A 14,053-nucleotide genomic window follows, 5' to 3' on the forward strand; every position below is an offset into this window, starting at 1 on the left:
AGGTCCATGAAGGCGGGCATCTCTTTGTATTTTGGAAGCGGTGCGGAAGAGAACGAGCGCATCATCGAGCGAGCGGCGGAAGCCGGGGCCACGCATGCGTTCACGTCTCTGCATATTCCCGAGGAGCGCGGAGTGGATTACGCCGGGGACGCGAGGAGGCTCTTGCGTCGCCTTCGCGATGCCGGTATCGGCTTGATCGCGGACGTCGGTCCGGATACGTGCGAGAAGCTTGGTTGCGCGCGCATTGAGGAATTGGAAGACCTGGGCTTCACGCACCTGAGGCTTGATTACGGTTTCACAATCGAGCAGACGGTGGAGCTCTCCAGGCGCTTCCGCATCGTCTTCAACGCATCGACCATCACGAGGGATGAGATAGCGGCGTGGCGCGCCGCGGGCGCCGACCTGTCGCGCTTCAGCGCCTGCCATAACTACTATCCAAAGCGATATACCGGGCTGGATATCCAAGCGGTCCGAGAGGTGAACGGGCTTCTTGCCGCCCAGGGATTCGAGACGATAGCGTTTGTTCCGGGCGACGGTCGCCTCCGGGGGCCTCTTTGCGAGGGGCTGCCGACGGTGGAGGACCATCGCGAGAGGGCTGATAGGCTTGCCTTTAACATGCTCGAGCTGGCGCACATGGCGGGAACCGACATAGTTTTGGTGGGCGACCCCGATTTGACGGAGGGGTCTTGGGGTCGGCTTGGACAGATCTGCGCCGGCTATGTTGACGTGCGCTGCAATGTGAGGCCCGAGTACTCGTTCCTTTTGGGTCAGATCCATCATGATAGACCGGATTCAAGCGGCTTTATCTTCCGGTCGCAGGAATCGCGGACGTCTTTGCGGCCGCCCATGGTGCCTGTGGACGAGACGGCTTCAGCGCCTCGTCCCGCTGGATCCATCGCGATATCCAACGAGCGCTACCTTCGCTATGAGGGGGAGCTCGAGATTGCTCGCGTTGATTTGCCGGGCGATGGGCGAATGAACGTCGTTGGCGAGGTCGATCCCCGAGATCTCGATTACCTCGCTGTTGTGCGCAGCGGGTTTGGGCTGCGTTTTATAGGGTAGCGGGGATTCGGCGCGAGAAGAAGCGAAGGGCGTTGAGCCCGCAGAGCTTGGCGGTGATGGTTTCGCCAAAGCGCGCCCGCAGCAGGTTCTGGAAAGCTGACATGTCCGCTGCAGTCGCTATGCAGCGAGGTGTGTCGCAGCCGTCGAAGTCGCTACCCAGTGCGAGAACGTCCTCGCCGCCGCGCTCCAGCCAGCGGTCGATGTGGCGGGAGATGTCGTCGAAGTCCGCTTCGCCCTCTTCGCGTAGAAAGCCGTTGTAGAAGTTAAGACCAACAAGGCCGCCGCGCTCGCGAATGCAATCGAACTGGGCGTCCGTAAGGTTTCGCGGCGCACTGCAGACGGTGCGGCTGTTTGAGTGGCTTGCGACCAGCGGAGCGTCCGTGGCGGCCGCGACTTCACCGAAGCAGCGATCATTTAGGTGCGAGACATCGATTGCGATGCCTGCCGCCTCCATGCGTCGCAACGCGGCGAACCCTGCCGCGGTAACGCCGTCTGCCGTGTCATGACCGCTGGCAAGGGGGCCGGCGGCGTTCCAGCTGAGCGACGCCATGAGGACGCCGCGCCGCGACGCCTCGTCCACGTATGCGGGGTCGAGCGCGAAGAAGCGGGCGTTCTCGATGGTCCGCACGGCGGCGACGCGTTTGGATTCTAGGATGGTGGCGATGTCTCGCCCACCCGCCGCGATGCCGATGCGGTCGCTGTTGATGGCGACTTGGTTATCCAGATACGACTCCACATGCTCAAAGAACGCCAGCGACTGCGAGGCGGAGAGTTCGTCCGGAATGAAGCAGGCGAAGCACTGAGCCCAGGGCGTGTCGCCGATGCCTTCCAACGAAATGTGGCAGCGGTTGCGCTTCAAGTCGCGACAAAGCTCGGGTGCATTCTCGTCACCCGGGCCGTAGAAGTCCATACCGCTGGCGGTTTTGAGATCGCTGGGCAAGCTTTGCCAGGCAAGGCGGTCTGCGGTGTCGCAGTGCAGGTCGAATACGGTGTACATAATGGGGAGCATCTCCTAGCGGGGTGGTTTGGTGTCTTCCATATCAAGGTGGAGCGTTTGCTCGACCACCTTCATGAGTTCCTCGTCCGTGATAGCCGGATTGAGCTTGACCAAGCCGACCATGCCAAAGATGACCACGCAGAACATCTCGTAGACCATCTCGATTTCAACCTTGTGGAACTGCGCGTATTCACTCGCAACGCACGCGTCCAGGGCGTTGACGGTCTCTCTGACCGCGCGCACGTCAAAGGCGTCGCGAACGCCAAGCTCTTCTATAACGCGAATCATGGGGCGCTCGTTGCCGGCGGCGTCGTAGAGCGAGCGGCGAAACGCCTGCACGCAGGCGCGCAGGGACTGGCGGGTCTTGCCGAATTCCCGGTTCTCATTCCATACCATGGCGCTTTCGACCAGATCCTCGATGTAGTCATCGAGCACGGCGCGAGTGATCTCCTTTTTGCCATGAAAGTAGTAGTAGACCAGCTCGCGCGTTACGCCGGCTTCGGCGGCGATGTCTTTGACGGTGGTTTTTGCCACGCCCTTTTTTTCGTAGAGCGCGCGAGCGGCCTGGGCGATCTGCCCTGCCTGTCCGGTGAGCCGCCGGCTTTCGAGGGAAAGCCTGCTGGTGTGGCCATCGACCCGATGGGTCTTCATGTTCTCGGGCGTATGCATGGCTCTCTTTCGGGACGAGAAAACAACAATGGGCACCCCGCATTCAAACGGGGTGCCCATATTATAAGGACGCTTTCAGCCGATGCGGCTCACGTCTTTTGTACTTGTCGCTGGACGAGCAAGTTGAACAAGCAAGGGGTATACGCTAGCGGTTCTCGTCCACCACGGCCTTGTAGGGGCGAGTATGGGTGTAGATTTCATCGTGCAGGGGGTTAAGGCTCCTGCGCTTGATTTGGAGGAGCTGGTAGACCGCGACGCCCGCGTTGAATGCCAGGGCGACGGCGCTGACGATGAAGAACGCGGTGGGGTTGTGCGTGGTTGGGATGGGGGCGATGCGGTCGGCGAACTGCGGGACCGTCATGATGAACATGATCCACAGGCCAAGGGTTTGGGCGCGGTGCTGCAGCCAGGCACCGCGCTTGATGAAGAACGTGGGAATGGTGCAAGAGAGCAGAAGGGCCAGGCCGCAGTAAGCGGAATGATCGGAGATGCAGTTGTAGGTGTAGGCGAAGTTCCACAGGTCGTAGGCGATGATCCAAGGCCAGATCATATCGGGCCAGATCATGTCACGGGTTTTGTCGCGAGAGACAAAGATGCCAAGCCAGCCGCAGATGGTGATGATGTTGAGGATGCCCGCGATGCCGTTCATGATGTTCCAGGGGCCGGAGATGGTCCACAGGTTCTCGACGGTGCCGCCCTCCCACAGGCCAAAGCTGAAGACCTGGAAATCGCGTAGCACCGCCTCGGCGATGTTGATGGCGAGGATGAGCGGCGGAAAGCATAAGGCCCACTTCTTTTCATAGAGGTGATGGGTCTGGCCGTCCTTACCGGTCCAGCTGACAAAGCGCAGTGCCATGAAGCCCAGGCAGCCCGCGAGCGCGGAGTAGGTCTTGACCCAGTTGAACCAGGTGCCGGTGCCGTATTCGTTGCCGGGGGCGGCGGTGGTGGGCCATACAAAGATGGTCAGCACTAGCGGAACGATGCCAAACAGGGTGATGCCGGCCCAGGGTTTGGAGCGACCGAGCTCATTGAACGCCATGAGGGCAAACAGGATGAAGAGCCAAATGGCCCAATAGGACATATCGCCTGCCGTGTAGAGCAGTCCCATAAATCCTCCTCTGGTAGGGGTGTGGAACATAAGCGAGCCCAGTATACTGAGCCGCTTCTCCACATCCTTTACATATTTAATCCGCCTGTGAAATGGACGACCTGCGGAAAGGGAGCGCTTGCTCAAAAAAGCACTGGATGTAAAAAGATACGAACATACGTTCTGTTTTTTATGTTACTATAACAGCATAGTGAAAGCGGAAGAGAAGGGAGTGGAGATGGGCGATTGCGGGTTTGAATTGATCGAAGGTTGTAAGGATGTGCGGAGCAGGGCGGCGGTTCTTTTTCAAAGTGAGCGGGACGAGGAGGACTTGAGGGTCGAGTGCGCTATTACAGCGGACGGATGCATGGACATCATGCAAGAGAGCGCCGGTCCCCTGACCGAGTGGTGCTTTGAAGAAAGTCCGCATAGGGTGGAGACGTATGCTGGCGCCGGCGCGGTCGACGCGCTGATGCGGTACTTCCACCTGGATATTCCCGAGCAGCTGCCCGAGCTTCTGCGCATCGAGTACATGGGGTATGACTGCGGCATGAGGATCCGGGCGCTCATGCGCAGCCTAGATGTTCCCTATGAGGTGATTGAAAGCGATATCGTGCGATAGGGGTCCAACGGTATACTGTCACGCGGACAAGTTGGTATGAGTGGAGGCGCTTTCATGGCTCGCAGATGGACGAATCGGTACCGTGCGGTTGAGATGGACGGAATTGCTGCATCGTATGACGTTGTGGTGGTTGGGGCGGGTCCTGCGGGGATCATGGCCGCCGTCGAAAGCGCCCGCACTGCGCGAAGCGTCTTGCTTGTGGAGGCGTCCTCCCTTCCGCGCGAGAAAAGCTGCGGAGGCATGCTGAACCTCTACTCCAGGCGAGCGCTTGAACCCTACGGGACGGTTCCCGAGGAGATGATTCTCGATCCCAAGTGGATTGATTTTCGCTACTACCACATTGATCGCGAGGTAAAAAAACCTACGCAGGTACGCTTTCTGAATGTTGACAGAGGAATGTTCGACGAGTGGCTTCTCAGTTTCCTGCCCGCCAACGTGCACGTTGCCTGCGGGGTGCGCTTGGCGGACCTTTGGCAAAGCCCTGTGAAGGCGAGGGTGCTTTTGAAGGGCCTCCGCGCAGACGGATCTCGCGCGGAAGCGAGTGTGGACTGCTCGTATCTCATCGCGGCGGATGGACCGCGCGCCACGGTAAGGGAGAGGCTTGGGCTGCGTCCCTTTGACCGCTACATCACGGTGCAGGAGTACGCGAGCATCGAGCGCGGGGCTATCGAGCCGTATTTCGATTGCATCTACTCAAAGGAATTTGATCGCGACTACGGTATCGGCTACATCATGCCGAAGGGCGATGTGGCGATTATTGGCTCGATTTTCTACCCTGGATCGAGAGACGTTGAGCGCAAACATGAGGATGTGCTTGATAGGCTGCGCGACATCTACCCGTTTGGCGAGTCGGTGAAGCGCGAGACGTGGATCGCCGCGCACCTTCGCCGTCCCGCAGACCTGGTCGCGGGAAAGGGGAGGGTTCTTCTAGCCGGAGAGGGCGGCGGCTTTTTGTCGTGCACGTCCGGCGAGGGGATATCCTTTGCGCTAAATTCGGGCATTATGGCGGGGAAGGCCGTGGCGGCTGCATTCGAAGACGATTCCCTGGTGGCTTCATCGGCGCTTGAATGCTATGAAAGGGCCTTGAAGCCCATGAAGAAGAATCTGGCGTTTCGCATGGGGATGTTTCCCATTATGAACAACTATGCCTGCAAGAACCTTGCTTGTCTGGTGCCAACGCCTCTTGTGAGCAAGATGACGGAGCGCTTGTAGCCGATTACGTAATCTGGCGGATTGCGTGGATGCCGCTGGGCGGAAATATGTGCACGGTGAGGGCATTTTGGTATTCGCCCAACAAGCAAAGGGTACGTTAGCAACAGCGGCCGGCTGGATGGCCGTGTCTGTAGCTGGCGAGGATAGGAGCCCTTATGTTGTTCAAGAACGTGTTGGTTCCCTACGATGAGTCGGAACATGCCGCGGCTGCTCTGCATCTGACGATTGACTTGGTTGGCGATGACCCCGAAGCGACGATTCGGGTGGTCACGGTTGTCTCAAATGACATCATGCCCCCTTCCGCGCTTTCAGCGGCGGTTGCCTTCGATACGTCCCCGGTGAGTTATGAGAATTACGAGGCCCTCTTGTCGCATATCGCCGAGCGGTCCGATCGTGAACTTCATGATGATGTGGCCGGGCTTTTGGGGAAGGATATGCAGGTCATACACGCGAAGCTGGTCATTGAGACCAGGCTTGCAGGTTCTCCCGTCGAGGGGATTACCAACTATGCGATGGATCATCGCTGCGACCTCATCGTGATGGGTCGTCGCGGGCTGGGGGCTTTGCGAGGCATGCTCGGAAGCGTGAGCTACGGCGTTCTGCGCTCGGCGGACATTCCGGTTTTAACGGTAAAGTGAGGGCGCGTATCTAAAAGCATCGATAAAGAAAAAGGGTCCCGATTGGGACCCTTAATCAAATCATACTGGCGGAGAGCTGGGGATTCGAACCCCAGATTCCCTTTTGGGGAATACTCGCTTAGCAGGCGAGCACCTTCGGCCTCTCGGTCAGCTCTCCGTAACAGCTAGTGAATAATAACCTATTAGCGGTACTTTGCACAAGACATGCTCAGCAAGTCTTCAAAACTTCAGCCCAATTCAATCCTGTTGCATCGGTTTTTGCTAGTACGTTCCGTATTCAAGGTGCGCGATGCCGGGCTGCAAAGAGCGGTTGATGGCTCCAAGTTCGTCGCGCCCCATCGTCCTCCACATGCAATAGACGCAGCGAATGGCGAGGAAGAAGAAGCCGTTGTCGACAAGAAGCACGGCGAGGTCGGCGATGCGGTTTGAGAACTCCTCGGTTGGAGGAACGGGAATCCCCTCTGCGCGGGCAACTTCGACGGCCTCCGAAAAGTCGAGCCTACCGGAAAGCCCTTCTTTTTGACAAAGGGCGCGAAGCTCTTCATCTGCAACCTCGCTGACCTGTTCGCCGCGCGGGACCAGGCTATAGCATGCGAGCGCTACATCGATGCGGCCGAGTTGCCAGTAGGCGAACGCGACGCGGTAGAAATAGTAGCTTATGGTCTCGCGGTCATAAGCGCATCGCAGGCCGTGTTTGACGACCTCGGTTATCTCATCGAATCTCTCAAGGCGACTGAGCGCGCTGATAAGAAGAAGGTGCGCTTGGGTCGATGTGACGGAAACGTCGAGAAGCCTATGCAGCTCGGCTAAGGCCCGAGTGTAGTTGCCGGACTTGAGATACATGGTCGCCAGGTCGCTCTCCGCGAAGAACAGCGCATCGGGCGCTCGCAAGATGCGGGTTGTTGGGTCATCTTCGAAAAGGGGGAGCAAAAGCCTACCCAAGTGATTCTCGCAAAATTGGGTCTGCACGGCTCCGCTTGACTGAAGTTCCGCGACCACACATGCGGCGGATATTTCCTCGGTGATTTTGATAAGGCCTTCCGCGGACTCGGAGGGATCGCTTTCGAAATGCTCTCTCAGTTCCTTGATGCGGATGTTGTACGGGCTATCCTCATCCTCCATTACTTCGAGTTCGGAAGCCTTGTCCGCCATGAGCAGACGGCGCAGGCATTCGGGGAGGTCGCGCGGGTCATCCTTTGGTTGGGCGTCGCGAACGGTGGAACCCAATTGGGGCATGGGCTGATCGATGCGCAGCGGAGCGAGTTCGGTGGTGCACCGGCCATCGCGCAAGGACGTTCCTGCGAGTGTGCGCGCAAGGGGGACAAGGCGGGCGAGATAGTCTTCTCGCTCGTATTTCATAAACCTGGAATGGTTGGGTTTTGCCTGGTTGTCCATTTGAACGTAGCACGTATGGATGCCCAGGCCGGATGCGAAGCAGGCTCCGGCAAGGACGAGCGCCATGCGAAAGCCGTGTTCAAGGGAGAGGGCCTCGCGGTCCGTGTCCAAAATCTCCTTCCATACCACCGTTGATTTGGGCGTGCCGCTAAACGCTTCTTCAGCGGGGAGGTCTTCGGGCTGAGGGGCGAGGAAATTGACGGCCATCACGCCGTTTTTCGCATCGACGCGGTATGTGTAGTCAAGACGGGTGACCAGCGAGAGATGCTCGACAAGGGACGCGAAGCGGCTACGGATGTCCCACTCTCCGCCGGGCGTGCAGGCAATGGTGCCGGGCGATGCCCAGGGGTTGGGTTCGATGGATTTCTCCATGAGGCGATCAACGTAGCCGGTGATGATGCGGAATTGCTCGATATCAAGGTTGGCGCAGATTCGCTCGACGCCGTCGGCGCGTGGGGGGAGGTCTTCGCCCGTGATGGTGTCGGCAATCTTCGACAGGCGATTCAGGATGGATTCAAGCGCATAAAGCAGCCTGGCGTCATGGGGCGAGACGGCTTCACGATCATAGTTGATATAGAACGCATCCATGAGTTCTATACGGGCGAGGGAGACCGAGCCCACGGTCGAGATCTCGCGAAGCTTTTCGAGGTCGATATGGCTTATAAGCCGCTTTGCATACAGCTCAAAGCCGCTGGGGTCCTCTTTCTCGGAGATGGAGCGCATTGATACCGTAAGGGCGTCGACTAGTTGCATGGAAGCAAGCGAAAGAAAGAACTCGGTGGCACCAAGGTCGCTGAGGATGGGATTGCCTTCATTTTGGTCGGTATGATGCGACACGTTAAATCACTCCTCAAAGATCGCGCTATTCGGTTCTGTATGTTCCCATTTTCCTACGTTGGGAACAATGATTGTGGCCGCTTGGGTTTTCATGAGCGATTCGTAATTGTGTAAATATGGACGATGACCTCGCGAAACTGTATCTCGAGAAATCGAAGTTCAAAAAAGTTGATATTTATGCTTGACGTAATCTAGGGTGAGTGACATTATATTCCTTGCGTTGCGGCGTTACCTCAGCTGGATAGAGGGTCTGACTACGAATCAGAACGTCACAGGTTCGAATCCTGTACGCCGCACCAGTTGATTGTTGAAGGAGAGTCAGAGATGGCTCTCTTTTTTTTCATTTAGGGCATGTTCTTACGCGGAGCGCGTCCTCTCTTGAGGACGACCTGGACGGGCGATCTTTGGTTGAGAATGCCTCTGGTCGTTCGGGCAGCGCGCGGATGACCGCGCGGCGTCTGTAAGAAATATGGCCAAAGCGAAAAAAAGTTCTTGACTTAAAGCTGACATCATGTGATTATATTCCTTGCGTTGCGGCGTTACCTCAGCTGGATAGAGGGTCTGACTACGAATCAGAACGTCACAGGTTCGAATCCTGTACGCCGCACCAGTTGATCTTCGAGCCTCCTTCGGGAGGCTTTTTTAATATGCATTCATGTTTAACATTGAAATAGGTGCTGGGGCATGGTGGCGGCTGAATGCGGGCCGCATTGCTTATAGGGGCCGCCTACAGGGCTATTTGCCAATAACAATGTCGGCGCTATGGATGCTGATGGCGCGCCAGCTGAATAAATCGACAAGCTGGTCGACGGATCTGGGCGAGGAATCGGGCGCGATGCCGGCGATATGGGACAGGTAGCCAAGGAGCTTCTCGGGCGTACCGAAGCACGCCATAAGTTCTCCCATGTCGCAGTCTCTATCACGTTTGGAGAGACGGCGGCCATCGGGAGCTGCGAGCAGGGGAACGTGCGCATAGCTGGGATGGTTGTAGCCCAAAAGGTTCTGAAGGTATATCTGGCGCGCGGACGACCCCAGAAGGTCGCGCCCCCGCACGATCTCGGTTACGCCCATATGCTCGTCGTCGACGGTGACAACAAGTTGGTAGGCGAACACCCCGTCGCTTCGCTGGATTAAGAAGTCGCCGCAGTCGGTGGCGAGGCATTCGGACACCGTTCCATACGAGCGATCGTTAAATGTGATGATTCCTGCGGGGTCCGCCTCATCGGGCACCTTCAGGCGGAGGGCCGGGGCCTTGAGCGCGCGCCGCCTGGCGACCTCGTCTGCATCTAGGTTGCGGCAGGTGCCGGGGTACAGAGGGGTGCCGTCGCTGGCATGGGGGGCGCTGGCGGCGTGCAGCTCTGCGCGCGTGCAGAAGCATGGGTATACCAAGTCCTGACTTGCAAGGGCGCGAACGGCGTCGCGGTATAGGTCCAGCCGGTCGCTTTGATAGTAGGGACCCTCGTCCCAATCAAGACCAAGCCACCTCAGATCGGCGATAAGCTGTTCATCGAATTTGCCCCTGCGGCAGCGCTCGTCCAAATCTTCAATACGCAGCACCATGCGTCCGTTTTGGCTGCGTACGGATAGCCAGGCAACCAGTGCGGAATACACGTTTCCAAGGTGCATCCTGCCAGATGGAGAGGGGGCAAAGCGCCCCACCACCGGGTGGGCGGCGGCTTGTGCCGTACCTGCGTTGGTATGTTGGGCGTTACTGTTCATGGGCAAGAGTATAGCGCGGCGCCGGACGAGTATGAAAAAAGCGCACCCGGGAGGATGCGCTTTGAAAGGGCTGCGGGCAAAAGCTGCATAAAAGCCGCGGCTGGTCTATATGGGCTGGTCTACATGGGCAAAGCGGTCTGGGCGGTGTAGACGCGTGCCTGGTACTCGCGGTCAAGGTCAAACAGGCCCTTGGGATCGGAGCCAAAGAGCTTCATGTTGGTGACCATGTCGCGCGCGTTTGCTTCCTCCTCGCCCTGCTCCTTAACAAACCAATCGAGCATCTGCATGGCACGGATGTCGTGCACCTCATGGGCGACCTCGTAGCAGTGGTGAATGAGGCTGGTGACGTACTCCTCATGGGCAAGGCCCGCCTCAAGCGGCTCAAGGTCGTTCTCAAACACCTTATCGGGCTTGGCAATGGCCTCCATGGTGGGCTTGTAGTCGTTGTCCAGCAGGTAGCGGCGGATGGCCAGCGCGTGGTCGGCCTCCTCCTTAACCTGGATCATGTACCAGTTGGCAAAACCCTTAAGACCGCGGTCCTCATAGTAATCGGCAAACGTGAGGTACAGATAGGACGAGTAGAGCTCGGCGTTGATCTGCTCCTCCAGGGCCTGGGCGACGGCGGAATTGATGGCCATAGTGCATTCCCTCTTTCTGCTTGGCGTACCTGTGCAAAATAGGTGGCGCGCCCCCTCGCGCGCTGCATGTAAGTATAGCGCTCCGTGCGGACGGTCGGTTATCTTCCGCGGGTGCAATTCGCGCGGAGCGTGAACGCATTATGGCGAGGGTGTGGGTACAATTGGTGCCAAATTACCCGCGGAGTGGAAGGGGCGTCCATGCGCATCCGTATCTCCAACGCGCTCGCCGTCGTCGCCGCGACCGCTGCGCTCGCGTTGTCCTGTCTGTTCTCAGCCCCCGTTGTCGCGCGGGCAGACGGCTTCGACATGCATTCTGTCAACATCTTCGCCACCGTACTGGAAGACGGGCGCATGCTTGTCTCGGAGTCGCGTACGTTCGACTTCGACGATGATGTGAACGGCGTGTTTTGGACCATCCCGTTAGGCGAGAACCAGCAGGGCCATCCAACCTCTCTTGAGCAGGTCAGCGTTAGGGCGACTGAGAACGATCAGCAGGTGAACTACCAGCTTGTGGACTCGGCAAACAATGGCGACACGGGTGTCTACACCGTGGAGAACGATGGAGACCGGGTTACCATCAAGGTCTTCTCGCCCCATGAATCCGGCGAGCAGGGAAGCTTCATGGTGTCCTACATCATCAACGGCGCCGTCATGGCGTGGTCCGATACCGCGGAGCTGTATTGGAAGTTTGTGGGTGACGGCTGGACCGAGCCCTCCCATGACGTGACGCTCACCCTTGGTTTCTCGGGCGAGGCCCATGATATCTACGGGAGCGATGGCAGCGTAGAGAGCAAGGACTGGTCTTCTGACGAGCTTTCTGATCTTGGCGTGCGCGCGTGGGGTCACGGGCCCTTGGACGCAACGGTTCAGGTGGGCGATATGGGTGACCCGGTCGCCCGCTTTACCGTGCCGCGCGTCGATTCGGGCGAGTACGCCGAGGCGCGTCTGGTGTTTCCCGTGTCCTGGGTGCCGGATCTTCAGGTGTCCTCGTCCGCGCGTCTTGAGACCATCTTGGACGAGGAAGCCGCGTGGGCGGAAGAGGCCAACGCGCGTCGCGAGGAGGCTCGCCGCATGGTTGCGGCGGCGACGGTGCTGAGCGTGGGCTCGGCTGCGGTTTTGCTTGTTGCCGCCGTGGGCCTACGCCTTACTGTATTCAAGAGCCCCAAGCCGATGTTTCAGGATACGTACTATCGCGATGTTCCCAGTGATGATCATCCTGCGGTGATTTCTGCTTTCATGTGCGACGGCGATGTGGGCGACGCTGCATTTGTGGCGACTCTTATGAAGCTTACGGACGAGCGCGTGATCGAGTTGGTGTGCCAAACGCGGCAGAAGCGCGGGCTGTTTGGCTCCAAGGACGAGGATTCCTACAGTATCCGCCTTGTCGACCGCGCCCGTGCAACCGGCCCCATCGACATCGATGCACTCGATTTGTACTTTGGCCCGGGCGCCCAGAATGGCGAAGAGGTGCGTTTCGATGGGGTTCGCGCGAACGCGGACGAGGATTCCGACGCCTATGGCGAGCGTTTGGACGGCTTCAAGGCTTCCGTTGGCGCGGCTATCGAGATGCGCGGCCTCTTGCGTGACAGCTCGCATGCGTTTGGGTTGACGGTCGTTGTCCTTGCGGTCGTGATCGGCGTGGCGTCTCTATTCGCAACCATCGAGCTCGAGACGAGCGTCCTGGCGCTGCTCGCTGCGTGCGCCATGGCTATTGCCGCCGCGGCGGTGGCCGCCACGGCTCGGCGCTACACCCGCGAGGACGTGGAGCTGCGCGCCCGGTGCCTGGCGCTCAAGCGCTGGCTGGAAGATTTCACCCGTCTGGGCGAGGCAGTGCCGCAAGACCTTATCTTGTGGAACAAGCTGCTGGTCATGGCAGTTGCCCTGGGCGTATCTGATAAGGTGCTTCGCGACCTTGCGGACGCGGTCCCGCGGGATATGCGCCAAGACGAGCTGGGCGGCTTCTACTATCCCGTGTACTGGTGGTGCTATCCCCACGGTAGCCTTGGCTCGCCCACGCGCGACCTGTCTTCTACCTACGGAGCCATCTCCGCCGCGGCGCTGACGGCGAGCGCAAATAGCTCGTCGGGCGGCTTTGGCGGAGGTTTCTCCGGTGGCGGCGGAGGAGGCGTTGGCGGAGGCGGCGGCGGAACGTTTTAGGGCGCTGCCGGCTTTGTGTTCAGGCTTGCGATGCGGCGCGAGGTGACGGACGGCTGCGGTTTCATGAAAAAAGAAGGGCTCCTGATAAGGGAGCCCTTTCTTGTGCGGATGCGTTCCGCGTATGCTTGTCCTCGCCGTATCGATCGCGTGCGAGACTAGGCGCCAAGCTGCCCTCAAGGCGCCGGTTAGCGATCTTAGGCGGAGAGATCCATTCCGTACAGGTACATCTCGCGGGGGAGCACATGGCGCTCTTCGCGATTTGCCCGGTACATTGCGGCGCGCTTAAGGCCGCGGCGCTCGTAAAACTTCCACGAGCAATCGGTGTCGGTGTAAAGGTACAGGCCCTTCGCACCGCGAGAGGTGACATAGGAGGTCGCCGCATCTAGCAGGACGCTGCCAATTCCAAGCCCGCGGGCGGTGCCGCTCACGGCAAGCAGGGTGATCTGGCTTGCGCGGGCAAGGCCGCTTTGCTCAAGTAGGCGACCGTTGACGCGCCGCTCGGCTTCCAAGAAGGAAAGGTACTCGTCCGTAGCCTTGGGCTCCAGCTTGTGCATGCGCTCCAGGAACGCGTCCATAGCGGCATGACATTCTTTGGCATGGGGGAGTCGGTCGCCTTCGGCGCGTGCCAGCACGATGCCGCAGGGAATATCGTCCACTAATACAACCTGCGAAAAGCTGGAAATCTCAAGGGAATGGACCAGGTCGCACGCGGCTTCCAGGGCGTTGTATTCCTGGTTGGGCACGTAGGTATGCCAGGTGTCCTTCAGGATTGAGGCAAGGGCGCTAAAATCGTCCTTCTCAAACGGCCTATAGATGACGCGTGAAACCATTCGTGCCTCCTTCTTCACTAAGGTTTCTACCACGCGGGAGGGATTCAAATATGGTCTCCCTATGTCACCACAGGTCCCCCGCGAATTCTTCGCGGAACCGTCACGTTGTCTTGGCATTTTCTTCAAAATCACCCCGTGCCATGCACAACGCGGGCGGCGGGTTGCGCTACATTAGTAGGACGAAGAGAGA

General features: G+C 58.8%; 12 protein-coding genes and 3 tRNA genes. 7 read left to right on the plus strand and 8 right to left on the minus strand.

What is annotated here, in order from left to right; translation table 11 throughout:
- Positions 1-6 precede the first annotated feature (6 nt).
- Positions 7-1,062 (plus strand): MupG family TIM beta-alpha barrel fold protein, encoded by a 1,056-nt coding sequence (locus tag HMPREF9452_RS05960; protein ID WP_009141229.1) that lies wholly within the window; start codon positions 7-9, stop codon positions 1,060-1,062.
- Here the strand turns inward: HMPREF9452_RS05960 and HMPREF9452_RS05965 are convergent.
- From HMPREF9452_RS05965 to HMPREF9452_RS05975, 3 genes are all read right to left on the minus strand, one after another.
- Positions 1,052-2,059: a dipeptidase gene (locus HMPREF9452_RS05965; RefSeq protein ID WP_009141230.1), complete on the minus strand. Its 1,008-nt coding sequence runs from the start codon at positions 2,057-2,059 to the stop codon at positions 1,052-1,054. The two genes, HMPREF9452_RS05960 and HMPREF9452_RS05965, sit on opposite strands and share 11 nt — an antisense overlap.
- 15 nt (positions 2,060-2,074) lie before the next feature.
- On the minus strand, positions 2,075-2,728 hold the full coding sequence (locus HMPREF9452_RS05970) for a TetR/AcrR family transcriptional regulator (RefSeq protein ID WP_198003584.1): 654 nt from the start codon (positions 2,726-2,728) through the stop codon (positions 2,075-2,077).
- A gap of 145 nt (positions 2,729-2,873) precedes the next feature.
- Positions 2,874-3,836, minus strand: coding sequence for a DUF5692 family protein (locus HMPREF9452_RS05975; protein WP_009141232.1), 963 nt, complete (start codon positions 3,834-3,836; stop codon positions 2,874-2,876).
- A gap of 346 nt (positions 3,837-4,182) precedes the next feature.
- Between HMPREF9452_RS05975 and HMPREF9452_RS05980 the strand changes: the two genes are divergently transcribed.
- The 3 genes from HMPREF9452_RS05980 (at position 4,183) to HMPREF9452_RS05990 (ending at position 6,287) form a co-directional block, all read left to right on the plus strand.
- The gene (locus HMPREF9452_RS05980; RefSeq protein WP_232205030.1) at positions 4,183-4,437 is read left to right on the plus strand and encodes a hypothetical protein; all 255 of its coding nucleotides are present in this window, start codon (positions 4,183-4,185) and stop codon (positions 4,435-4,437) included.
- Positions 4,438-4,491: 54 nt separating this feature from the next.
- Positions 4,492-5,649 (plus strand): FAD-dependent monooxygenase, encoded by a 1,158-nt coding sequence (locus HMPREF9452_RS05985; RefSeq protein WP_009141234.1) that lies wholly within the window; start codon positions 4,492-4,494, stop codon positions 5,647-5,649.
- Between the two features lie 155 nt (positions 5,650-5,804).
- Positions 5,805-6,287 (plus strand): universal stress protein, encoded by a 483-nt coding sequence (locus tag HMPREF9452_RS05990; RefSeq protein WP_009141235.1) that lies wholly within the window; start codon positions 5,805-5,807, stop codon positions 6,285-6,287.
- A gap of 66 nt (positions 6,288-6,353) precedes the next feature.
- Here HMPREF9452_RS05990 and HMPREF9452_RS05995 read toward each other — a convergent pair.
- A tRNA-Ser gene (locus HMPREF9452_RS05995) sits at positions 6,354-6,444 on the minus strand.
- A 104-nt stretch (positions 6,445-6,548) separates the two neighbouring features.
- Complete coding sequence (locus HMPREF9452_RS06000; protein WP_009141236.1) at positions 6,549-8,519, minus strand: tetratricopeptide repeat protein; 1,971 nt, start codon at positions 8,517-8,519, stop codon at positions 6,549-6,551.
- A gap of 222 nt (positions 8,520-8,741) precedes the next feature.
- Between HMPREF9452_RS06000 and HMPREF9452_RS06005 the strand changes: the two genes are divergently transcribed.
- Together HMPREF9452_RS06005 and HMPREF9452_RS06010 are read left to right on the plus strand one after the other, a co-directional pair.
- A tRNA-Arg gene (locus HMPREF9452_RS06005) sits at positions 8,742-8,818 on the plus strand.
- Positions 8,819-9,052: 234 nt separating this feature from the next.
- A tRNA-Arg gene (locus HMPREF9452_RS06010) sits at positions 9,053-9,129 on the plus strand.
- Between the two features lie 125 nt (positions 9,130-9,254).
- Here the strand turns inward: HMPREF9452_RS06010 and gluQRS are convergent.
- Together gluQRS and HMPREF9452_RS06020 are read right to left on the minus strand one after the other, a co-directional pair.
- Positions 9,255-10,238 carry a tRNA glutamyl-Q(34) synthetase GluQRS gene (gene gluQRS, locus HMPREF9452_RS06015; RefSeq protein WP_009141237.1) on the minus strand — a complete coding sequence of 328 codons (984 nt, stop codon included), beginning with the start codon at positions 10,236-10,238 and terminating at the stop codon, positions 9,255-9,257.
- Positions 10,239-10,357: 119 nt separating this feature from the next.
- The gene (locus HMPREF9452_RS06020; RefSeq protein ID WP_009141238.1) at positions 10,358-10,876 is read right to left on the minus strand and encodes a ferritin; all 519 of its coding nucleotides are present in this window, start codon (positions 10,874-10,876) and stop codon (positions 10,358-10,360) included.
- A gap of 198 nt (positions 10,877-11,074) precedes the next feature.
- Between HMPREF9452_RS06020 and HMPREF9452_RS06025 the strand changes: the two genes are divergently transcribed.
- Positions 11,075-13,033 (plus strand): DUF2207 domain-containing protein, encoded by a 1,959-nt coding sequence (locus tag HMPREF9452_RS06025; protein ID WP_009141239.1) that lies wholly within the window; start codon positions 11,075-11,077, stop codon positions 13,031-13,033.
- Between the two features lie 194 nt (positions 13,034-13,227).
- Here the strand turns inward: HMPREF9452_RS06025 and HMPREF9452_RS06030 are convergent, their stop codons facing one another.
- On the minus strand, positions 13,228-13,863 hold the full coding sequence (locus HMPREF9452_RS06030) for a GNAT family N-acetyltransferase (RefSeq protein WP_009141240.1): 636 nt from the start codon (positions 13,861-13,863) through the stop codon (positions 13,228-13,230).
- Positions 13,864-14,053 lie beyond the last annotated feature (190 nt).

This window comes from Collinsella tanakaei YIT 12063, from assembly GCF_000225705.1.
GTDB classification, from domain to species: domain Bacteria; phylum Actinomycetota; class Coriobacteriia; order Coriobacteriales; family Coriobacteriaceae; genus Collinsella; species Collinsella tanakaei.